Source organism: Dactylosporangium aurantiacum, assembly GCF_000716715.1.
Taxonomy (GTDB): domain Bacteria; phylum Actinomycetota; class Actinomycetes; order Mycobacteriales; family Micromonosporaceae; genus Dactylosporangium; species Dactylosporangium aurantiacum.
In genome coordinates this window covers 133,629-155,535 of sequence record NZ_JNYJ01000029.1, presented here as the reverse complement: position 1 = coordinate 155,535, position 21,907 = coordinate 133,629, and the positions used below count along the sequence as shown (strand labels likewise).

Sequence of the window (21,907 nt, the reverse complement as noted above, 5' to 3'; positions counted from 1 at the left end):
ACGGCGGGGAACTATCTGGCCGCCGACGGGGAGAAATTCGTGACCGCCAGCGGGGAGAACTACTGGCCGCCACCGGGGAAGTCCAACTGGCCGTTGACAGAAGCGAGATTGCTGTCCACGAGCGGCTATAGCGGAGCAACTTGAGTACCTCAGAACGGGCAATAGCTGGCCCGCAAAGGACTCGTGGGAGTGGGCTACGTGCGATGTTGATCGGCGGGGATGACAACGCCGACGGTGGCCTGCGCCTTAACCGCCATGCGGCCTTGTCCCACAGTTTTGCTGCCGCAGCTGTGCACCTAGGAGGCGCTCTGCAGGCGACGCTCAGGTGTTGGACCAGGAACAGGGTCGGCCGCCGGTGCGGCGGGCACGGCGGTCAGCCTTCGCGGAGCGTCAGATTCAGCGCGGCCGCGCAGGAAGGTGTACAGCTCGGACGGCTCCGGAAGCCAGAACGTCGTGCGTCGAGGCCGCGCGGCCGCTCCTCGCCCTCGGGTCACGGCGGTCACCTGTCGGCATTGCAGCCGGCCGCGACCCTGCTGCAGGCCATCCCACTCAGCATGCTCGACCTGCAGGGTGAGGTCGGCGCCCTGCCACGCTCCGTACGGCACCAGCACCGTCCCTCGTTGCCTCGCCCGGGCAGACAGCCGCCCGCACACCGCCGCCGGTGGCGCCTGTAGCCGAGCACTCACGACGATGTCCACACCATCCAGCAATGCCGCGGTGACCACATCCCAGTCAGCTCCCGGCTCGGGCACCAGCGCGCACCGCTCTAGCGAGATCCCGAGTTCCTCTGCGGCGACCGGACTCATGGACGGCAAGCCCACCACCGCGCACCATGCACCCGCCCGAGACGCCGCCGAGAGCAACAGCAGCAGCGCGGACATGCTGGCCCCACCATCCTGCGAGACCGCAACAGTCCCGCCACGGGGCAACCCTTGCGGCAGCAGCGGGCGAAGTTCGGCGGGAACCGGCAACGCGCCCTCAGGCCCAGTACCGGGCCGCCGGACGCCGCGGCGGACAAGGCCCGCCTGCTCAAGCGCCGCGAGCCGCCTCGTGCCAGTAGGAAGAGGCGCGGCTGCAGTCGACACGATCCCCCCTCACGCTCCTGACGCTGGCGCTGCGGAGGGGGAGGCGCAGCAGTAGACCCGCACCATCGCGGATTCGCGGACCGGATCGTACGGGTGTACGACATCGTAGCGACATGCGGTCGGTTGGCTATTCGAGACCGCAGGTGTGACTTTGCTCGTTAGATGGCGGGAATCTTGCAGCCGACTTGGCGGAACTCGACCGCTGCGACGGGCTACTACGTGAGACTCGCCTGACCGTGGCGCACCCAGTGAACCGAGCAACGGTATGCGCGTGCTACGATCCGATCCTCATGATGCATGCCACGGAATAGCTCCCGCCGCGGGTCCATTGCCTGACCGGCACCCCGCCGCCGTGCTTTGAGGCGCGTCGCCGCCGATCGCGCCTCGCCGGTCGAATGCTCTGCATTCGTGCCCGCCCGCGCTGCTTGTGCAGGGGCACTCCGACCGACGCCGCATGACCGCTGGTCCCTTGGCGCATGTTCCGTGACCTCACCTGCCACGCGGGCACCGGTGAGGCCAAGGAGCTACGCCGTGATTGCTACAGCTGTTGCCCGTGTCTTCTCGTTCCTGGTCAAGCCCGCTGGCAGACGCCCGTCCCTTCTGTGGCGGATGTTCTGGGCCCTGTTCGTCTACCACATCGGCAAGGGGCCAGACGGTGGCGCCAAATTGCAGGCCATCGTGCCGTACATCCTCGCCGGGTATAACGAGCCGCATTCAGTGAATTTGGTCCATGACGGCCATACCACCAACCCGTCTGTGTCGCTGAATGATCTATCGCCAGCTGCGGAATCTTTGCCGACCTCGGCAGCCGCCTTGCGGAATCGCCGCCGCAGGCGCCGTCAACGCCCGCAGCGGCAATAGTCAGTGGTGAGACGTGGCTCCGGAGGGCTTCAGGTCCACGATCGTTGGAGCACTGCTGGCTGCCGCTGGCCCCGGCATCCTAGTCGCGTCGAGTCGGTCCTTCACCGTACGCGGCCTGGAAGCTGCCTGTCTGTCAGGCGGCTCTGGCCTGTCCGGAGCTCCAGTACAGCGACACCAGCAAACCCGGCGTGCAGCGTCGCCCACTCCGGCCTCCGCCAAGTCATGCACAAGATCTCCGCCACCTGTCGCGAAAAGTCACAGCAGAATTGATGATCCGTCGGGCGATCTCGATGTTCCCGTGATGGCAGAGTCCTGGTCGAGTTACTGGTAGCGCGCAACAGCGCGGCCGCCCGCTCGGCGCATCGGCGAGGGCGTTCTGATACGTGCCGGCTTCGGTGGCGGCGGGGCCCGCGCCTCCCGGTACCGGTCAGTCCCGGCGGCCCGCGCCGGGGAGGCGCGACAGCGATCGCGCCAGTTTGCGTTTGGACGCGTCGTCGTCGACCTAGTCCCGCCCGACCGGCTGGGCGGCCAGCTGCTCGTCATTCAGTACGCGCTGGCGGGCGGCGCTGACGTTGCCGACCTTGCGCGGTTGCCGGGATTCCCGGTCGCGGGGGTATCGCGTGGTGGCACGGCGAGCGAGATACCCGCAACGGCGTGACGCCGCGGTGACGACCGCTACGCGCCAGGCTGCTCGCCGTATTTGGATGTGGTCAGTGTTGCTGCTGGCGGTGGGCAGCAGCAGGCCAGGTAGGTCTGCAGGTCGTTGAGCCGGGCGCTGATGGCGGCGGGGTCGGCGCGGTAGCGCACGAGTTTGCCGTCGCGGGTGGACTGCACGAGTCCGCCGCGGCGCAGGACGGCCAGCTGCTCGGAGGTGGTGGACTGGCCGAGGCCGCAGCATTCGGCGACCTCACCGACGGTGAGTTCCGCGCCGCCGGTGAACAGGAGCATGATCTGCTGCCGGGTCTCGCTGGCGAGGGCTTTGAGGAAGTCCTGGGTAGGCCCGTGCAGGGCGGCGGGCGCCGCGGTCGGGGGTGGTAGCTGTGTCATCGGGCTCTAGTCTCCTCCTCCAAACATCATTTCGTCTTTTCCCGATGTGACGATACATTGCGGTGGTGGATGTCGCTGATGTGATCGTCATCGGCGGTGGTCAGGCGGGCCTGGCCACCGCGTACACGGCCGTGTCGCGTGGTGTGGTGCCGGTGGTGCTGGACGCGTCAAGCAGACCGGGTGGTTCCTGGCCGCGGTACTACGAGAGCCTGACGCTGTTCTCCCCGGCCCGGTTCTCGGCGCTGCCCGGGCGGCCGTTCGCCGGCGATCCGGGCCGGTACCCGCTGCGCGACGAGGTGGTCGACTACCTCACCGCCTACACGGCGAGCCTGGACGCCGACGTGCGGTTCGGCCAGCACGTCACCGAGGTCACTCAGGTCCCCGCAGGCTCGCAGGGCGCTGCGGGCGGTGGGTTCCTGGTGTCCACGTCGGACGGCTCGTCGCTGCGCGCACGGGCGGTGGTCGCGGCGAGCGGCGGGTTCTGTAGCCCCTACCGGCCTGCGCTGCCGGGTCTGGCGTCGTTCAGCGGGCGGGTGCTGCACTCCGCCGAGTACCGCGACCCAGTCCCGTTCGCCGGGAGCCGGGTGGTCGTGGTCGGTGGCGGGAACTCGGCGGTGCAGATCGCCGTCGAGCTCGCCGCGGTGGCGACGGTCAGCATCGCCACCCGGCAGCCGTTGCGGTGGCAGCCGCAGCGGATCCTGGGTCGGGATTTCCATTGGTGGCTGACCCGCACCGGCCTGGACTCATCGCGGCTCGGGCCGCGGCTGTCGAAAGGCACCGTCCCGGTGATCGACGACGGCCGTTACCGAGCCGCGATTCGAGCCGCGCGGCCCGAGCGCCGGGCGTTGTTCCGGCGGGTGGACGGCGACGACGTCGTGTGGCCGGACGGTGCCCGGGAACGTGTCGACGTCATCATCCTGGCGACCGGGTTCCGGCCTGGCCTGTCGTATCTGGCCGGGACGGGGGCGTTGGACGGCCGGGGTGTGCCGCTGCACGACGGTGGCGTGTCGACGTCGGTGCCCGGGTTGGGGTTTGTCGGCCTGGAGCGGCAACGTAGTTTCGCCTCGGCAACCCTGCGCGGCGTCGGCCGCGACGCCGCGCACGTCCTAGACGCGCTGCTGCGGCAACCGGCGCACCGGTCCCGCGGGACCCGCGGGTCCCGCGTCGCTCGGTGAGTACGGTCGCGGTCGCGGTGCTGCTGCTGGTCGCGTCGACGCCGCCGACCGGCTCGACGGTGGTGGTCCTGGCGGTGCTCGCCTACGGCCTGGTGAGGTACGGGCTGTCGGCACCGGCGGCGTGGTGGATGGCGTCGCTGTCGGCGCGTTCCTCGGCCGAGTGAGGCGGGCGGTGCGGTGTCGGCGTCGGCGAGTCGGCTCGGGTGAGGATGCCGGCCGCGGCGACAAGGCTGCAGGCGCCGATGGTGACTAGGACCGGGGTGTAGCCGCCGGCGGCGGCGAGGGCGGCGGCGCCGAGCGGTGCGCCGGCCTTGGCGAGGGTGACGGGCGCGGCGAGGGTGCCGGCGATGCTGGCGTAGGCGGTGGTGCCGTACCGGTCCGCGAGCAGCGCCGGGGTGGCGAGGCTGGCAACGCCGAACCCGATCCCGAACCCGATCACCGCCACGGCGGCACCGGGCCGCGTGGCGCCGACGAACGGCAGGGTGAGCGCGGCGGCGGCCTGCACGGAGAAGATGACGGCGACGACGCGGTGCAGCCGGATTCGGCGTTGCGCGCCGGTGAGCAGGACCCGGCCGGTGACGGACAGCACGCCGAGGAGCCCGGCGACGGTCGCGGCGAACGTGACCGGGTGCCCTTTGCTGGTGAGGAACCCGACGAGGTGGACGGTCATAGCGCTCATCGCGGCGCCGTGCGCGACGAACGCGACGGCCAGGCACCAGAACCGCCCGTCCCGAACCGCCGCCCTGATCAGTACCCGCCGCTCGTCCGTCGTGCTCGGTCGACGGCGCGCTGGGCCGGCCGGATTGGTCGAGTCGGTCGGGTCGGTCGGTGCGCGGCGCACGACGAGAGCGTGCAGCGGCACCGCGACGGCGGCGTAGACGCCGGCCAGGACGAGCAGGGTGGTGCGCCAGCCGTGGCGGTGCTCGAGCAGGCCGGTGAGCGGCATGAAGATGGTGCTGGCGAACCCGGCCACGACGATCATCGCCAGCACCGCCTTGGAGCGGTGGGCCTGGTCGAACCACGACACAATGACCGCGGTCGCAGGCTCATACAGCGCCATCGCCATCGCGATGCCGAGCCCGGTGAACACCATGTACAGCTGCCACACGGTGCGCACCTGGGAGCAGGCGATGAGCAGCCCGGCGCCGGCGAGCGACCCGGCGGTCATGAGCGCGCGGCCGCCGTGGCGGTCCAGCCACCGGCCGACGGGCACCGCCGCGGCTGCCGAGGCGAGCAGCGCGGTGGTGATCGCGCCGGTGACTGCGGTCGCCGTGGTGTGGAGGTCGGCGGCGATCGGGTGCAGCAGGACGGCGAAGGTGTAGTAGAGGCAGCCGTACCCGGCGGTCTGCGTGACCGCGAAGACGGCGACGATCCGCCATCCGTGGAAAGCCCGGTGGCTCCCGGCCCGTGCGCCGGGAGCCGCCGGACTTGGCAGCGGTGCCATCAGCCGCAGCAACCGCCGCTCTGCTCACCCGCGCCCGACTGCGACGCGGACACCAGCGTCAGCGGCGACGACAGCAGCCCACCGGCGATGCCGGTGGCTAGCCCGCGCCCGGCCGCAGGGGCGACGACGTCGGTCGGTGTGCTGCCACAGCAGCTGCTGCCCTCGGCCGCGGCGGTCTCGTCGCCAAGGATCGGATTGCTGTTGCACACGCCGGTCTCGGGCAGGTCGAGCTGGACGTCGCGGGCCGCGGCCCAGTCGCCGGCGAGGGCGGCGACGACGGAGCGGGCCTGCTCGTAGCCGGTCGCCAGGAGGAACGTCGGCGCCCGGCCGTAGGACTTCATGCCGATGGCGTAGAAGCCGGGCTCGGGGTGGGTGAGTTCGTCGACGCCGTGCGGCGGGACGGTGCCGCAGGAGTGCTCGTTGGGGTCGATGAGCGGGGCGAGGGCGCGGGTCGAGCCGAGGATCGGGTCCAGGTCGAGCCGAAGCTCGGAGACGATGCCGTGGTCGGGGCGGAACCCGGTCGCGGCCACGATCCGGTCGACTTCGAGGGCGCGGACACCGTCGGACACTTCGACCTCGCCGTCGGCCTTGACGGTGACGGTTTGCGCGGAGAATCCGGTGACGAGCCGGATCCGGCCGGCGTCCACGTGCTCGCGCAGTCGGGTGCCGATTGCGCCGCGGGCCGGCAGCGCGTCGGCGGTCTCGCCGCCGTAGGTGCGGGCCGGGCTCGCCGCCCGGATCGCCCAGGTGACCTCCGTGCCCGACACCTCTTGGGCGAGTTGGGCGAGGACGAGCAGCGTGTTGGCGGCGGAGTGCCCGGCGCCGACGACGAGGGTGCGCTTGCCGGCGAACCGGTCCCGGTCCGCGCCGAGGACGTCGGGCAGGGCGTGCTCGATGAACGCCGCGGCCGCGGTCTCGCCGTGCGCGGGGATGCCGGACGCGCCGAGGACGTTCGGCGTGGACCAGGTGCCCGACGCGTCGATCACCGCCCGGGCGAGCAGGTCCGTGCCGTCGCCGAGGCGAACCAGGAACGGCGCCTGGTCGCGGCCGGCGGTGCGCAGCCGGTCCAGGCCCAGCCGGGTGACGGCCACCACGCGGGCGCCGTAGCGCACGTGTGGCTTGAGCGCGGGCAAGTCGGCGAGGGGTTGCAGGTACTCGTCGGCGAGCTGCGCGCCGGTCGGCAGCCGCTCGGCGTCGGGCTCGACCCAGCCGGCGTCGGCGAGGAGGCGACGGGATGCGGCGTCGATGGTGTACCGCCACGGCGAGAACAGCCGCACGTGCCCCCATTGCCGCACCGCGGTGGCCGGGCCGTCACCGGCTTCCAGGACGGTGAACGGCAGACCTCGCTCGTGCAGGTGCGCGGCGGCGGCCAAACCGACCGGGCCGGCCCCGATCACGACGACGGGCAGGTCTTCCAAGCGGGTGGTCATGGCGAAACTCCTCTGTCTTGACAGTTCTCGAAATACGTGGGTGGACTGCGGTGCTGGTGGCGGTCGATGGTGGAGGCGGTGCTGGGTGGGTGCCGGGTGTTGCTGTGATGTCAGGTGACGTGCGGGCTGCGGCGTTCGACGAAGACGACGTCGCGCCACCGGTTGCCCTGGCTAGCGTGCCGGCCGACGCGTTCGCGGATGCCGACTTCGCGGAACCCGGCGGCGCGGTGCAGGGCGCGGCTGGCGGTGTTCTCCGGGAAGACGCCGGACTGGATGGTCCAGATCCCGGCCGCCTCGGTCGAGGCGATCAACGCGGTCAGTAGCGCCCGGCCCACGCCGCGGCCCTGCGCGCCGGGGTCGACGTAGACGGAGTGCTCGACGACCCCGGCGTACACCTGCCGCGCCGACACCCGGGAGACCGCAACCCAACCGAGCACCGTGCCGCCCGGATCCGCAGGGTCTGCAGGGTCTGCTGCGACGTAGCGATGTTGCGGCAGCTTGCCCGCGTCGAACACCTCCCAGGTGGGGGCGGTGTCCTCGAAGCTGGCGTTGCCGGCGTCCATGCCCGCCTGGTAGATCGCCAGGACCGCGGCGGCGTCGGCGGCGGTCATCGCCCGGACCGCGATGTCGGTCATGCGCAGCCGCCGACCGGGCTGGGGGCCGGCTTGCCCATCACGACGTCGGCAGCGGACGGGAAGCACGCGATGCAGGCGGTGTTGATCCGGTAGTGCCGGGCGGTGCCGACCGGCTCCACGAGCACGAACCGGACCTCGGTGAGGACCTTCAGGTGCTGCGACACGGTCGACTGTGCCAGCCCGACCGCGGCCACGATCTCCCCGACGCTCAGCGGCTTGCCCTGCCGCGCCAGGTACTCCACGATCTGCACCCGCGACGGGTCCGCGAGGGCCCGGAACCACGACGCGTACGTCTCCGCGGTCGCCCGGTCGAGGAGCTCGCTCACCATCCACCAACTTCATCGTTTATCGCCGATCAACGATTGAAGTGTAGCCGGATCGGTGCTCGCCAGCCAGCTGGTCGCGACGACGAGCTTCGCGACGGCGGTCAGGGTGGCGGTCTCCACGCGGTCCGCGGTGTCGGCCGGGCTGTGATAGCCGGCCATGCCCGCGCCGATGCCGACCGCGGCCAGACCGGCGGCGGCGTAGCGGCGGTTGTCGGAGGCGACCGGCCCGGCGACCAAGGGCAGGCCGGTGTGCCGTCCGGCCTGGTCGAGCGCGGCCAGGAGCGCGTGGGCGGGTCCGCCGGCCTCGACCGCGGCGGCCTGGTGCAGGTTCCCCGCGCCGTCGACGTTGATGACGAGCGGCGTTGCGCCGGTCGCGCGCAGCTGCGCCGCGTGGTGCGCGGAGCCCAGCGCGCCGGCCTCCTCGGCGTCGAGCAACGCGATCGACAACCGGGTGCCGCCGGGCAGATGCCCGGCGAGGACGCGGGCGGCCTCGAGGACGACGGCGACACCGCTGCCGTTGTCCGCCGCGGCGGGTTGCCGCAGTCCCGGATGGTCACCGACGCCGTCGTAATGTGCCGTCAGCAGCACCTCGGTGCCCGCATCGGTACCCACATCGCCATCAGCGACAGCGGACGAATCGGTGGGCGAGTCGGTGGGCGTCGTGGTGGGCCAGGTGCCGTGCAGGTTGGTCGCGGGAACGTCGAGCCGCCGGATCGGTGTGTTTCCGGCGAGCCAGCCGCCGGTCTGTGCGGCCGCGAGGAGGGTGGTGTGGGTGGCGGTGTCGAGGGTGAGGATCGGCAGCGGGCCGGGGTTCGGGCCGGCGAGCATTGTGTAGTGCCAGCCGTCGGCGTCCACGCCCCGGCCGAACAGCAGTCCGAGCGCGCCGTGGGCGTGACCGTAGGCGTCGAAGAGGGTCATTCCGGCCGGGACGAGCAGCCACCGGCCGGCCGGGTCGCCGGCGCCGGCCACGGCCAGGTCACCGCGTTGCACCAAGGGCTGGTCTGCGGAGGCCAGGTGGACCGCGACGTCGCGGCCGAAGGCGAGCCGCCGGGTGGTGCTGCCGTCGTGCCACAGTACCGTCGGGACGGTGTAGACCTCGGGGACGAACCGGACCTGGAACGGCTCCAGGGTCACCGTGGCGCCGAGATCGGCGAGGTGCTGGGCGAGCCACGCGCGGCCTGCGGCGCCGCCGGCCGACCCGACCCGCCGGCCGGTGAATGGCCCGCTGGCGAGGGTCGCGACCGTCGCGGCCATCCGCTCTCCGGAGACCGTGCCGAGCAGTCCGGCGAGGACCTCCGCGACGGCCTGACTGACGGTTGTGGTCGCGGCGGGCTGGCCGGCGACGGCGCTCATCCGCAGCAACTCGCGCCGGAGGCGACCGCCTCGGCCTTCGCCGACGTCCCGCAGCAGGCCCCCGCCTCCGTCGCCTCGGCCGCGGTGCCGCAGCACGGCGACCCGCTGGCGGCCGCTTCGACCGGGTCGGGCAGCGTGAGCGTGCCCTGCGGCGGGTTGCCGCAACAGCCGCCGGTGCCGGCGGCGGTGAGGGCGGCCGCGGGGTCGCCGGCGAAACCACCCTGTGCGGGCGTCTGGGTGTGGATGTCGGTCATGGTCATGCTCCTTCAACGATCGGAACGAATGAGGGATGGACGCTGGTGGGTGGTTTGGGTGCGATGGGTATAGGCCTGGCTTGGGACGCTGGGTGGACCGCGTTGCCGGGTCAGCGGAGACCGGCCAGGGCGGTTAGGTCGGCGCGGGTGCGGTCCATGCGCCGTCGGGCGCGGTCGGCGGTGGTGCTGACCTCGGCGCAGCTGTCGCAGAACTGAACCCCGGCAGGTACGGCGGTGCGGCCGGTGAGGCGGCGGGCGAAACGGAACATGGTGATCTCCTCATCGTGCGACCCTGACTGTCTTGACGTCCGTCGAATCAAACAGTTGCACGCTGATTTGAGATCTGTCAACCTAGAGGCATGTCAAAGCAAGCGGCGGTGCTCTCGCTCACAGATTTGAATGCGGCCGAGCCGTGCTGCCCGCCGATCGCGCAGCATCGCATCCCGGCCGAGACCGCTGCAGTGCTCGCGCCGGCGTTCAAGGCGCTCGGCGACCCGGTGCGACTGCAGCTCATGTCGATGATCGCCTCGGCCCCGGATGGGGAGATGTGCGTGTGCGACCTGACCCCGGCGTTCGAGCTGTCCGGGCCGACGATCTCTCACCATCTCAAGACCCTGCGCGAGGCCGGCCTGGTCGACTCCGACCGCCGTGGCACCTGGGTTTACTACCGGGCCCGGCCGGGCGTCATGCGGCAGCTCGCCACCCTGCTGATGGTGGACGCCGCGTCGGCCGCAGGCTGATCGAGGTGGGCGGGCGGCCGACGCGGACAGGTGGCGCCCACGGCAGCAGTCGCTGGCCACGCCCGTTCGCAGCGGGTGGCGCTGGCGGCCTTGCGGTTTGCCCCGTGGCGGGTCAGTTCGCGGTGTCTCGGTCCGGCGGTGGTACCTCGGCGAGGTCTGCGTCCGCGGCGTCGGTGGCAGGGCTGGTAGGAGCGTCGGTGCCCGCCGTGGTGCGCGGCCGGATCACCTGATGGATCGGCTTCCAGGCCGGGCCGAGCTCGTCCCCGATGGTCGGCACCGCCAGCGGCTCACCGTCCGCGGGCAGCTCCGCTAGGAAGATCTGCCCCTGCATGCGAAACGTCGTCTCGGTGACGACGACGGGCGCCTCGAACAGGCCGTCGTCGATGGGAAGCAGGCCGTCGCGGTGCTGAACGCGGATGAAGTTCAGGGTGGCGATCGTGAGCACCATGATCTGGGCGATGAGCGGCACCGCGGCCCGGAACCGTTCTACGACACCGAACGACTGCGTCAGCGTGAGCCGCTCGGTGTCGTTGTGGACCACGTCGCCGTAGATCCAGGCGAACCCCAGGACGTTGTCTGCGAGGCGCTCGGACACGCCCGAGCCCGCCACCGACCGCTCCAGCGAATAGCCCCGCACCTCCTGGCCCCTGGGCTTGATCGCCCCCCACTGCGCCCGCAAACCCTTCAGGTCGTCCATGACATCCTGCGGCGCGGACGCCGCCCGCAGCAGGTATCCGAGGCCGGCGGTGACCTTCGCGTGGAAGGTCGGGTCGTCGCTGAGAATCAACGGCCGCACCCGGGCCGCCGCCGACTCGACCAACTCCTCCGGCGGCAGGTGCTGCACGATGGTCGCCAGACCCGTCACCCGATCGACCACGGCCGGGAACGTCATGGTTGCCAACTGCACCAGGGCTTTCCGATCGCGGGCGAGCGAATGCGCCTCGACTCGGCGAGCCCGGGACACAAATGCCGTCACCGCGGCGTGGGCATCCCGCTCCACCCGATCTCCATCAGTCACACTCCGTAGTTTACGGAGCGCGACAACCGCAATACGTACCGAGAACCGGTCCGTGATCGCGTCACCTGCTGTTCATTTGACGAGGTGCAGGAAGCTCGCAGAACATTGAGTCAATGAACGCTGAGCTTTCTTCGGTGCAGCGGCGCGCCCGGATCCACGCCGCACTCGGTGACCCGGCACGCCTGGCCATCGTGGACACGCTCACCCTTGGCGACGCCTCGCCCGGCGAGATCGCCCGCGCCCTGGATCTGCCCACCAACCTCGTCGCCCATCACGTCAACGTCCTCGATGAGGCAGGCCTGCTGGTGCGGACCCGGTCCGAAGGCGACCGGCGCCGCACCTACCTGCGCCTCGAGCCCGGCGCGCTCGCGTCCCTGGCCGCGCCGGTCCTGACCGACGTGGCGCGAGTGGTGTTCGTCTGCACGCACAACTCCGCCCGCTCCCAGCTCGCCGCCGCCCTCTGGACGCACCGCGCCACCATCCCTGCCGCGTCGGCCGGCACCCAGCCAGCGGCCCGGGTCCACCCCCGCGCCGTGAACGTGGCGCGCCGCCACGGGCTGCTGATCAACGCGACCGGCACCGCCCACGTCGCCGATGTCGTCCAAGACACCGACCTTGTCGTCGCCGTCTGCGACAACGCCCACGAGGACCTCACCCAGGGCGTCCGGCCGCGGCTGCACTGGTCGGTCCCGGCACCGGCGGACACCGACGCCGCGTTCGAGGCCACCTTCGCCGACCTCGCCGCACGGATCGACCGGCTCGCACCAGCCCTGCAACCCGCAGGTCGCCCGCTCCCACCCAGCGCACCGGAGCCCTGTCATGACTGATGCAGTCGTCTACTACCACCCGGACCTGTCCGTCGACCAGCAACTCGCGCTGCGCACCGCCGCGACGCGGCTCGCGCGGGAGTTCGACGGCACCTACGGCACCGAGACCATCGAACGGTTCCTGCACACCAGCTACGAGCAGTTCGCCACCCTGTCCAGCGTGCCGAACTTCCTGCCGCTGCTCGCCGAACGCTTCGCCCGGCAGCGCCTGCACGCACTCGCCCGCGTCGAAGGCCACCACCGCGACGGCAAACCCGTCGTGCTGTTCCTGTGCACCCACAACGCGGGCCGCTCCCAGATAGCGCTGGGGTTCTTCACCCACCTCGCCGGCGACCGCGCCGTGGCCTGGTCCGGCGGCTCCGAACCCGGCCGGGAGATCAACCCCGCCGCCGTGACGGCGATGGCCGAACGTGGGATCGACATCACCGACGAGTACCCGAAGCCGTGGACCGACGAGATCGTCCGTGCCGCCACCGTCGTGGTCACCATGGGCTGCGGCGACGCCTGCCCCGTCTTCCCGGGCACCCGCTACGAGAACTGGGACGTCGAGGACCCCGCCGGCCTCGACGTCACCACCGTCCGGCCGATCCGCGACGAGCTCGAACGCCGCGTCCGCACTCTGCTCGACCAGCTCGCCATCCCCGCCAACTAGCCCGCGCCCAACCCGAGAACAGGACTTCCACGCACGTGAACCCCACCCTGTGGCGACGCCTCCTGGCCGAGTTCGCCGGCACCGCGCTGCTCGTCACCGCCGTCGTCGGTTCCGGGATCATGGCCACCCAGCTCAGCGACGACATCGGCCTACAGCTCCTGGAGAACTCGGTCGCCACCGCGTTCGCGCTCGGCGCACTCATCCTGACGTTCGGCCCGGTGTCCGGCGCGCACTTCAACCCCGTCGTGTCCGCCGCGGACTGGTTCCTCGGCCGCCGGACCGGCACTGGCCTGTCCGCCCGGGATCTCGGCGGGTACGTCGTCGTGCAGACCGCAGGCGCGATCGGTGGGGCGATCCTGGCGGACCTGATGTTCAGGCTGCCCGCCGTCGACTTTTCGGCCAAGCACCGCACTGGCATGGACTTGTGGCTCGGCGAGGTCGTCGCCACCACCGGCCTGCTGCTGCTCATTTTCGCGCTCGCCCGGTCCGGACGCTCCTCTGTGGCGCCCGCGGCGGTCGGGGCGTACATCGGGGCGGCGTACTGGTTCACGTCCTCGACGTCGTTCGCGAACCCCGCCGTGACGATCGGCCGCGCGTTCACCGACACCTTCGCTGGCATCGCCCCTTCCTCGGTGCCCGGGTTCATCGCCGCGCAGCTGGTCGGCCTGGCCGTCGGGGTCGGGCTGCTGCTCGCGCTCTATCCGTCTGTCGGCAGCGCCGCCGGTGACGTCGTCGTCGCCCACCCCGATGACGAGTCCGTCCGTTCCTGAACCGACCGCACTGCAATCCCGGAGGAACCACCAGATGAGCACCAAGCCCACGGTCCTGTTCGTGTGCGTGCACAACGCCGGCCGCTCCCAGATGGCCGCCGGCTGGCTGCGCCACCTCGCCGGCGACACCGTCGAGGTCCGCTCCGCCGGCAGCGAACCCGCCGACCAGATCAACCCGGTCGCTGTCGAGGCCATGCGGGAAGTCGGCATCGACATCACCGCCAGCATCCCGCGCAAACTCGACTACGACACGGCCGAGTCCTCCGACGTGCTCATCACCATGGGCTGCGGCGACGTCTGCCCCGTCTTCCCCGGCAAGCGGTACCTCGACTGGAAGCTCGACGACCCCGCCGGTCAGGGCATCGACGCCGTCCGCCCAATCCGCGACGAGATCCGCCGCCGCGTCGAGCAGCTCATCACCGAACTCCCCGTCACCACCGGCTGACCACCGCGCCAGCGCACACCCTGATGCTCCGCCGCCGGGTCAGGTCCTCACCGGCGGCGGGCTCCAACCCTGCCCCTGGAATGGACGGCCCGTGACACGCCTGCTCATCATCGGCGGCAGCGACGCCGGCATCAGCGCCGGCCTGCGCGCCCGCGAACTCGACCCCACCGTCGACGTCACCCTCCTCGTCGCCGACCGCTACCCTAACTTCTCCATCTGCGGCATCCCATACCACGTCTCCGGCGATGTCCCCGACTGGCACCACCTCGCCCACCGCACCACCACCGACCTCGAAACCGCGGGCCTCCACCTGCGCCTCGAACACCGCGCCACCGCCATCCACCCCGACATGAACACCGTCACCGCCACCGCCCCGGACGGCGGCTCGACCGTGTTCGGCTACGACCGGCTCGTCATCGGCACCGGCGCCGTCCCCGCCACCCCACCGATCGATGGCCTCGACCGGCTCGGCCCCGCCGACGGCGTCCACGTCCTGCACACCATGGACGACACCTTCGCCATCCTGCGCACCATCACCGAACGCCGCGCCCGCCAAGCCGTGATTGTCGGTGCCGGCTACATCGGCCTCGAGATGGCCGAAGCCCTCACCACCCGCGGCCTCACCGTCACCGTCCTCGAACAGGTCGACCAGGTCATGCCGACCCTCGACCCGGAACTCGCCGAACCCCTCGCCGAGCACCTACGGGAGCGCGGCGTGGACGTCCGCACCGGAACCAAGGTCCGCTCCGTCGGTCCCGCCACGGCCGGCCGCCTCGCCGTCGGTACCGACACCGGCGACCACCGCGCCGACCTCGTCCTCGTCGTCACCGGCGTCCGCCCCGACACCGAGCTCGCCGCCACCGCCGGGGCCGCGCTCGGCGTGCAGGGCACGATCGCCGTCGACCGCGGCATGCGCACCAACCTGCCCGACGTCTACGCCGCCGGCGACTGCATCCACACCTACCACCGGCTCCTCGACCAGCACATCTACCTGCCCCTCGGGAGTACCGCCCACAAGCAGGGCCGAGTCGCCGGCGCCAACGCCGTCGGCGGGGCCGCGACCTTCGCCGGCTCGCTCGGCACCCAGGCGGTCAAGGTCTTCGACCGAGTCGTGGCCGGCACCGGCCTGCGCGACACCACCGCCCGGGCGGCCGGCTTCGACCCGGTCACCGTCGAGGTCACCGCCGATGACCATAAGGCGTACTACCCCGGCGCCACCCCGATCCGCATCCGCGTCACCGGAGACCGCACAACGGGACGACTGCTCGGCGCGCAGCTGTTCGGCCACCGCAGCGCCGAGATCGCCAAGCGTGTCGACACCTACGCCACCGCCATCGCATTCGGCGCCACCGTCGCCGACATCATCGACCTCGACCTGTCCTACACCCCACCGCTCGGCAGCCCCTGGGATGCTGTCCAGGCTGCAGCCATGGCCTGGACACTGAGGCAGGCAGCCTGATCTGGGCTGGGAAACTGGCGACATGTCACAGATCGTGTTCCTCAACGGCGCGTCGTCGGCCGGCAAGACCAGCATCGGCCGCGTCCTGCAGGACCTGGCCGGTGAGCCGTACCTGTTGCTGGGACTCGACACCTGCTTCGCGATGGTGCCGCCCGCGTGGGGTGGCGGCCGCGGTGGACCGCTGAGCCAGGAAGGGTTCGCGTACCAGGAACTGCGCGCCGACGGCGGCCATCCAATGCTTGCGATCACCTACGGTGCGGTCGGCTGGCGGATGCTGGCCGGCTTCCACCGCGCGGTGATCGAGATCGTGCGGGCCGGCAACCCGGTCATTGTCGACGAGATGCTGCTCGACGACCGCGCCCGTGACGACTGGCTCGACCTCCTCGCCCCGTGGCAGCCGCTGCTGGTGGGCGTGTTCTGCGAGGACGCCGAACTTGCCCGTCGGGAACACGTTCGCGGCAACCGGCCCGGCCTGGCCCGCTGGTCAGCCCGCCACGCGCACGCCGGCCTGACCTACCACCTCACCGTCGACACCACATATGGAGACCCGGACCAGCACGCGGCGCGCATCATGACGGCTTTGGCGCAGCGCGAGGCGCGATCATAGCGTTGGCGCCGAGAAGCTCGTCCGCGTACTTTAGCTGCAGGGCGGCCGGTCCTACGCCAAGTTCCCGAAGGCAGCGCGGCCGCGACCATTGCCAGCTGGCACGCTTAGCGAAGTACGACCGCGCCGGTGGCCCGAGCCCGCGTCGCCTGGGCCACCGCGGCCATGAACATCGTCCAAGGATGGTGTCCAACAGCACCATGAGATCTTGGATGCGCTGCTCTGCGGCCCGCACAGCTGGAGCCCAGTTGGTCCGTCAAACACACGCGAATCCGGACGGGTTGGCTACGAAGCTTCCAACCTGCGTGGCATTCCTCCAATCCAAGGGTGGCCGAGCGTTATCGCGCGATCCATGCGGTCTTGCCATCGACGTCGACTGCGTAGCCGTCGACGTCGAAGTCGTACGTTGCTTCGACCGGATGCCATTCACGGGGCTCGACGATGCCGAAGGAGTACTGGTAGTGAATGGTGACCTTGCCAAGTGCGATGGTGGTGACGGTGACGACGCCGTCCGGGCGGGTATCGAGGCGGATGGTCGGGTAGCGCTGTACCGTCCATTTCGGCTCGGTGGTGATGGTGTAAATGTTGCGATGCGCCATGGGGCAGTTGCGTAGGGTGTGCGAGGACACGTCGGTGTCGGGGCTGAACGCGTGTTGCGCCGCGCAGGCGTCGATGCGGTCGTGGATCAGTTGCTCGACGCTGGCGGCGAGCGCGGGCTTGAGGCCGGTGGGCAGGGTGACGCTGACCGGGGCGTCCGCGACGACCGCGACAGCTTCCGCGGGTTCGTAGAGCGCGTTGCCGGGTCTGGTGGCGGTGTAGCGGCCGGGCGGCGCCCAGAATGTCAGCTGTTCCTCAGGGTTCGCCTCGGCCAGTTCGGCGGCCGCCAGGGTGACGGGGGCGATGGCCGATCTCTGGATCGTGATGGTGGAGCCCGGTGGGTCGGAGATGGACCAGTAGCCGCTGAAGATGCCGGTGCGCCGGTAGAGAACGGTGACGTCGTCGGTCAGTCGCTGCCCGTCGATGATGTAGGAGATCGCGACGAGCCGTTGTCGTGTCCCGTATCCAGATGATGGTGTTTGCGCGCGGCTGCCTTCAATTCGCAAGTGTTCCGGCGGCTGGTAGCCGGCTCGTAGTGTCCCGGGCTGGCACAGCGGATTGTGCGAGCACGGTGCGGCCGCAGGGAACCTGCTGGTGTCGCGGGCGGCCAGCTGGTCGAAGAAGCCGCGGACGACCTCGTTTGGGCCCGGCCCGGAGGTGAGGAACGCGACCACGGCGACGACGCCGATGATGACGGCGACGATGAAAGCTCCAGCCTGCAGGACCCGACGGCGAGTCCTTGCCGTCCGGCTCCCGGGCACGGCACTCGGTAGCGGTGGGGTGTCGGGCAGCCGGGGGAGCCGGACTCGTTGGCCGGGCTGGATCTGCGATCTGGATGATGCGCCGAAGGCGATCAGAACGCTTGGGCTCGCGGGGCTTCCGGCTGGGGCTCCTTCGCCCTGAGGCGCCGGCGTGGGCCTGTCGGCGAGGGGGTGGTTTCCGCGTGGTGCTTGCTGTTGCTGCTGTTCGGCGGTGTGCATGGCTAGCCCCTCGTGGGTACGGATGGACCGTCGTGTGCCGCTTGCCGTGGCGGTGGGTCGGTCAGGGGTGTGCGTGCCGGGTCCTGGGTGGCGTGTTGCTCAGCAACGTCTCCAGCCGGGTACGTGATCAGGTGCTCGGCGAACTGTCTGGCAAGGTGCTCGGTGTATGTGGCGGCGGCGCGGCGCATCGCATTGGTGTCGCCGGCGGCTGCGTGTAGGGCCATCAGCTCGCGATGGACGACTTCATTGGTGGGGGATACGTGCTGTGCCTGCTGCAGGAGCTGGATCGCTGTCGGTTGGTCGGGGGCGAGGCCGGCGAGGTGGGTGAGCACGTCCATCTGGTGGCGGGCGATGTGTTCCCGTGCGGTGGCGAGCCACTCGTGATCCCAACCTTGGGCGAGGTCACCGGCTAGATCGGCGGCCTCGGTCAGCAGGTGGTAGCGATGGATCGGATCGGTGGTGACCGCCGCAGCGTCCAGAACGGACCTGAACCGCCAGAGGTCGACCTGTACTGCGGCCGGGTCGAGGCGGTACCACGATCCGTCGGGGTCGCCGGGTCGCCGACGCTGCAGGAGCACTGGACGCCCGGCGGCATCATGCAGACTCCGGCGGAGCTCAGAAACCGTGGTGAGGAAATGGCGATGCGCCGCGCTGCTCGGCGTCGTCGGCCAGATCGCGTCTTTAAGATCTGCTGCGCTCAGTCCCGCAGGGTGAACGATGAGCAGCACAAGGATCTGCTGACCGGCGGACCGGCGAATATGCACTGCACTGAGGCTGCCGTCCGGATGGGGCATCAGGACCACGGGAACGCCGAGCACGCGGACGAGCAGACGCCGCACATGCCCCGCATCCTGGGGCGGCGGATCCGGCCAGGCCGGCAGGTCCGCCGGAGCAGGAACCTCGTGCCCCGGGCGGCCGTTGGAGGCGTCCGCGGACCCGACACCCGGAACGGTGGACGGCACGTGGTGTCGTTCGGTGGATTGCACGGAGTCTGCGGCCGGACTGTCGAGGTCCCCGCCTGTTGTTGTCAGGACACCAAGCGCGCCGAGCAATGTCCGTGCCGTGGACAGGTTCAGCACGGGCAACCGGTCGACGACCGGCGCCGGTCCAGCCACCGCATACAACCGGCCGTCGGCGGCCACCTGCCACGAGTGCATCGTCGAGGCCACGCCAACCACCACGGTCCGGGTGGTGGAGTCGTCGCCTGACGCCAGCTGTCTCGCCGCGCCCTGCGTATGTGCCGCGGCGTCGACGAGGACCACGACAGTGGCCCAGACGGACCCGCTCGATGTCGGCGCTGGCGACTCTGCTTCGTCGGCGATGACCTGGATCCGCTCCGAGGCGCCGGCCGCGGTGGCAGGGCCGAGCAGCATCGTCCACAGGCGTCGCGACACCAGCACCCTGGTGCCGACAGCCTGCCCAATGGTGGCCGCGACAAGGAGTCCGCGAGCGGCGTCCTCAGCACCCGGCCCGACCAGGGCGACGCCAGCGCCCGGAAGCACGACCTCGACCGGCCATGCGGTCGCCGCGTCCGGAACTGAGTTCGGCACGGTGTCTGGCACTCGGGAGTCCGCTGCTGGATCGGATGCTCGGCCGTGGGCGTCGCTGAGGGGCGTCGCCGTGAGGTCGGGGTCAGCGTCGATCGCTGAGCGCGTCAGGCGGACGATCCTGTCCACCACGGTGGGCAGCGGTGCCAGGTCCGCGTCGTTGCGAAGCCAACCGCCAGGAGGCCGTGGCAGGTATTGGCGCCGGCGGTGCGCCCACACGAGCGCCGCCGCTGCAGTAACGGCGGCGGCGACCGGCACCGGTAGCCACCCACCCGGCACGTCCAAACCCGCGACCGTCAGCGTGGAACGAGACGAGACATGTTCAACGGCGGCCGGTCCTCCGCCTCGCATATCCGGCAGGCTGGAAACGGCCGAGGCCTGCGTGGTCGGCAGCGCAGTCGCCGGCGGGGCCGTCACGCTGGACGCTCGCTCATGATGATCCGTGAGAGATGCGGTGCCACCGGCCCGAAGCGCCTCGACAGCCAGCAGGACTCCACTGACCAGGGCAGTGACCGCGGCATGTGCTGGCACCGGCAGTCGAGGCGCCCGCTCCACGTGCCGGACCGTGTCGATGATGTCGAGCACGACCATCCACAACAACGTCAGCCACAGCAGCCAACCCGCAGCGCTGAGCGCTGCCACCACGCCGCTGTCGGACAGCGGGTCAACGACGACCTGCCGCCAATCCCACTGCGCTGCGCGCTGCAGCACGACCAGCCCTGCCGGCAACCCCACGATCACCAGCAGCAAGCCGAGCCCGGACACGACGCTGCGGAGCCACCGGACGATCACCATCCGGTGGCCGCATCGTGCGACGCATTCACGTCCGGTCCCGGACCGTTGTGCCGCCACTTAGGCCGGCTCGTGAACGAGTGCGGCTGGTGCGGCGATGCCGTTGGTGGTGTCAGCAGTTTCGGCCGCAAGATCAGCCAGGCTGTCCGCGCCGCCCACCAGCCCGCGACGGCGATGGAGACCCCGACAGCGACGGTCCCGGTGATCCGCCACACCAACGTCCCGGCGACCAGCAGCGCCAACGGCACTACCAGCAACAGGCGGTGCACGAGCCGCCGGACAAGGAGCAGGCCCACCGCCGCGCCAAGGCACGCCCCACCCAGCCGCCCGACAGGGCCGATGATCTCATCGCCGACCGACGGGAACCACCGTTGCAGATGCCAGGCGAGCAGGTTGAGCACCGACGGGCTGCCACGCTCATCCCACGAGATCAACCCTGCGCCGACTCCGGCGAGCATCGTCACCGATAGCGGAAACCGCAGCCACGTCAGCCACGAACCGTCAGGTGGTTCCGGCCGTCGCCACACCACCATGGCCAGGACCGTCACAACCACCGCGGACGGCAGGACCGGCAACACCGACCACCGCAGCAGCGGCCACAGATCGACGTCGAAGGATGAGGCCGCCACCATCGCATAAACGGCGGCCACCAGCAGCCCGCCCACGGAGCCACCTACCAGTGCCAACGCTGTCAGTCGATGCCGCACCCAACCGACCAGGGGCGCGCCACCACTCTCACCTGCGCCAGCACGCAGGGCGGTGGTCACCGCCAACCCGCCAACTGTCGCGATCATCGCGAACTGCGCCGCCACTGCCAGTCCACCCCAGGCGGCCAGCACCATACCCCGGTCGAACGTCTTCTCCCGCAACCCGTACCGCTCGGCACCGGCGAGGAACTGCCAGAACAGCGCCACCGACCATGCGACCGGCACCATCGCGGCCATCAAGTCCAGCCATCTGACCTCCGGTGCCGCGCTCGCAGCGCGGGCAGGCGCTGGTGCCTGCACCGACCCCAACACCACCGCAAGCTCGGCTTCCGCCACGACCTGTGGCGTCACACCTGTCGCTCGCGCGAGTTCCTCGGCAACCTGAGGGTTGTTCGCTGCCGAACCGACCGCACACGCCGTGTCGAGCGAACCCAAACCCAGCTCGGAGCCAACGACAGCCCGGCGAGCAACCTCGCCCACCGAAACGGCCGCCGCGCGACCGACGGGACCGCCAGACCGGTCGAGGACTTCGATCCCGGAACCGTGCATATCGGCCGCCACCGTCGCCGAATCCACACTGGACAGGCCCTCGAACCCGACCTCGGTGCGGCGTAGCACCGTTGCGGTGCACCCATCCTGTCCGACCTGACACACCAAGACCGTGCCGCCCACCGCCAACGGCACACCACCGGCGAGCAGATGCCACCCCACCGCCACCGGCGCCGTCATCAGCTTTCCCACAGCCAGTCCCGCGTCCTGACATGCGTCACGCAACGCCGCCGCCCGCCGGGCGCTCCACCCAGCAGGGACCGCAACCGTCACTACATCGACATCGCCGCCAGCAGCCTCACGAGCGGCCGCTGCAACCTGGCGGAATACCGCCACGGCCGCACCGTCACCCGAAGACGGCGAGACGCCCGCGCTGCCGCTGCCCAGGTTGCCGGCGGCTGCCCCCCGGAACTGCGTCCCTAATCCTGCGGCGAAGCCGACATCGACCAGGGTTGTGGTATCGAGCCACCCGACGCCGCCCAGCGGCAGCACCATGGCGGTCCCATCCGGCCACGCGACCGCAGCCCGCAGCCGGGACGAACCGAAATCCACCCCGAGCCGAACGGAGCCATGGATCGACATATTGCAATTTTTAGCGCCCTAGGTCAAC

At 70.7% G+C, this 21,907-nt stretch carries 21 protein-coding genes; 8 read left to right on the top strand and 13 right to left on the bottom strand.

What is annotated here, in order from left to right:
* Nucleotides 1-296: 296 nt before the first annotated feature.
* Entirely contained in the window at nucleotides 297-881 is a 585-nt protein-coding gene (locus OP18_RS57735) for a hypothetical protein (RefSeq protein WP_156089886.1), read from the bottom strand.
* Between the two features lie 1,740 nt (nucleotides 882-2,621).
* Nucleotides 2,622-2,993 carry an ArsR/SmtB family transcription factor gene (locus OP18_RS29730; protein WP_052387543.1) on the bottom strand — a complete coding sequence of 124 codons (372 nt, stop codon included), beginning with the start codon at nucleotides 2,991-2,993 and terminating at the stop codon, nucleotides 2,622-2,624.
* Nucleotides 2,994-3,058: 65 nt separating this feature from the next.
* Between OP18_RS29730 and OP18_RS29725 the strand changes: the two genes are divergently transcribed.
* Entirely contained in the window at nucleotides 3,059-4,168 is a 1,110-nt protein-coding gene (locus tag OP18_RS29725) for a flavin-containing monooxygenase (RefSeq protein ID WP_052387550.1), read from the top strand.
* 82 nt (nucleotides 4,169-4,250) lie between these two features.
* Here the strand turns inward: OP18_RS29725 and OP18_RS29720 are convergent, their stop codons facing one another.
* The 7 genes from OP18_RS29720 to OP18_RS57730 form a co-directional block, all read right to left on the bottom strand.
* Nucleotides 4,251-5,612, bottom strand: a complete 1,362-nt coding sequence (locus tag OP18_RS29720) for an MFS transporter (protein WP_063745630.1) — start codon at nucleotides 5,610-5,612, stop codon at nucleotides 4,251-4,253.
* Nucleotides 5,612-7,042 carry an FAD-dependent oxidoreductase gene (locus OP18_RS29715; RefSeq protein WP_033362374.1) on the bottom strand — a complete coding sequence of 477 codons (1,431 nt, stop codon included), beginning with the start codon at nucleotides 7,040-7,042 and terminating at the stop codon, nucleotides 5,612-5,614. The genes OP18_RS29720 and OP18_RS29715 overlap by 1 nt, the downstream gene beginning before the upstream one ends.
* 110 nt (nucleotides 7,043-7,152) lie before the next feature.
* Complete coding sequence (locus OP18_RS29710; protein WP_033362373.1) at nucleotides 7,153-7,677, bottom strand: GNAT family N-acetyltransferase; 525 nt, start codon at nucleotides 7,675-7,677, stop codon at nucleotides 7,153-7,155.
* A complete protein-coding gene (locus OP18_RS29705; protein ID WP_033362372.1) occupies nucleotides 7,674-8,006 on the bottom strand; it encodes an ArsR/SmtB family transcription factor in 333 nt (110 codons plus the stop codon). The genes OP18_RS29710 and OP18_RS29705 overlap by 4 nt, the downstream gene beginning before the upstream one ends.
* A gap of 9 nt (nucleotides 8,007-8,015) precedes the next feature.
* Nucleotides 8,016-9,356 carry a M28 family metallopeptidase gene (locus OP18_RS29700; RefSeq protein WP_081971237.1) on the bottom strand — a complete coding sequence of 447 codons (1,341 nt, stop codon included), beginning with the start codon at nucleotides 9,354-9,356 and terminating at the stop codon, nucleotides 8,016-8,018.
* A complete protein-coding gene (locus OP18_RS29695; protein WP_156089885.1) occupies nucleotides 9,353-9,610 on the bottom strand; it encodes a hypothetical protein in 258 nt (85 codons plus the stop codon). Before OP18_RS29695 ends, OP18_RS29700 begins: the two co-directional genes overlap by 4 nt.
* A gap of 110 nt (nucleotides 9,611-9,720) precedes the next feature.
* The gene (locus OP18_RS57730; protein WP_156089884.1) at nucleotides 9,721-9,879 is read right to left on the bottom strand and encodes a hypothetical protein; all 159 of its coding nucleotides are present in this window, start codon (nucleotides 9,877-9,879) and stop codon (nucleotides 9,721-9,723) included.
* Between the two features lie 90 nt (nucleotides 9,880-9,969).
* Between OP18_RS57730 and OP18_RS29690 the strand changes: the two genes are divergently transcribed.
* Complete coding sequence (locus tag OP18_RS29690) at nucleotides 9,970-10,350, top strand: ArsR/SmtB family transcription factor (protein WP_052387541.1); 381 nt, start codon at nucleotides 9,970-9,972, stop codon at nucleotides 10,348-10,350.
* 112 nt (nucleotides 10,351-10,462) lie between these two features.
* Here the strand turns inward: OP18_RS29690 and OP18_RS29685 are convergent, their stop codons facing one another.
* Nucleotides 10,463-11,350 (bottom strand): hypothetical protein, encoded by an 888-nt coding sequence (locus OP18_RS29685; RefSeq protein WP_052387540.1) that lies wholly within the window; start codon nucleotides 11,348-11,350, stop codon nucleotides 10,463-10,465.
* Between the two features lie 131 nt (nucleotides 11,351-11,481).
* On the opposite strand from OP18_RS29685, the gene OP18_RS29680 reads away from it, so the two are divergent.
* From OP18_RS29680 to OP18_RS29655, 6 genes are all read left to right on the top strand, one after another.
* A complete protein-coding gene (locus OP18_RS29680) occupies nucleotides 11,482-12,195 on the top strand; it encodes an arsenate reductase/protein-tyrosine-phosphatase family protein (protein ID WP_052387539.1) in 714 nt (237 codons plus the stop codon).
* Nucleotides 12,188-12,847 (top strand): arsenate reductase ArsC, encoded by a 660-nt coding sequence (locus OP18_RS29675; protein ID WP_033362370.1) that lies wholly within the window; start codon nucleotides 12,188-12,190, stop codon nucleotides 12,845-12,847. Before OP18_RS29680 ends, OP18_RS29675 begins: the two co-directional genes overlap by 8 nt.
* A gap of 35 nt (nucleotides 12,848-12,882) precedes the next feature.
* Nucleotides 12,883-13,617: an aquaporin gene (locus OP18_RS29670; protein ID WP_033362369.1), complete on the top strand. Its 735-nt coding sequence runs from the start codon at nucleotides 12,883-12,885 to the stop codon at nucleotides 13,615-13,617.
* Nucleotides 13,618-13,651: 34 nt separating this feature from the next.
* The gene (locus OP18_RS29665) at nucleotides 13,652-14,062 is read left to right on the top strand and encodes an arsenate reductase ArsC (protein WP_033362368.1); all 411 of its coding nucleotides are present in this window, start codon (nucleotides 13,652-13,654) and stop codon (nucleotides 14,060-14,062) included.
* A gap of 91 nt (nucleotides 14,063-14,153) precedes the next feature.
* Nucleotides 14,154-15,521 (top strand): FAD-dependent oxidoreductase, encoded by a 1,368-nt coding sequence (locus OP18_RS29660; protein ID WP_033362367.1) that lies wholly within the window; start codon nucleotides 14,154-14,156, stop codon nucleotides 15,519-15,521.
* 22 nt (nucleotides 15,522-15,543) lie between these two features.
* Nucleotides 15,544-16,128 (top strand): chloramphenicol phosphotransferase CPT family protein, encoded by a 585-nt coding sequence (locus tag OP18_RS29655; protein ID WP_033362366.1) that lies wholly within the window; start codon nucleotides 15,544-15,546, stop codon nucleotides 16,126-16,128.
* 335 nt (nucleotides 16,129-16,463) lie between these two features.
* Here the strand turns inward: OP18_RS29655 and OP18_RS29650 are convergent, their stop codons facing one another.
* From OP18_RS29650 to OP18_RS29640, 3 genes are all read right to left on the bottom strand, one after another.
* Nucleotides 16,464-17,396: a hypothetical protein gene (locus OP18_RS29650; protein WP_156089883.1), complete on the bottom strand. Its 933-nt coding sequence runs from the start codon at nucleotides 17,394-17,396 to the stop codon at nucleotides 16,464-16,466.
* A gap of 308 nt (nucleotides 17,397-17,704) precedes the next feature.
* Entirely contained in the window at nucleotides 17,705-20,044 is a 2,340-nt protein-coding gene (locus OP18_RS29645; protein ID WP_033362364.1) for an AfsR/SARP family transcriptional regulator, read from the bottom strand.
* Nucleotides 20,038-21,879 (bottom strand): hypothetical protein, encoded by a 1,842-nt coding sequence (locus OP18_RS29640; protein ID WP_033362363.1) that lies wholly within the window; start codon nucleotides 21,877-21,879, stop codon nucleotides 20,038-20,040. The genes OP18_RS29645 and OP18_RS29640 overlap by 7 nt, the downstream gene beginning before the upstream one ends.
* Between the last annotated feature and the right edge of the window lie 28 nt (nucleotides 21,880-21,907).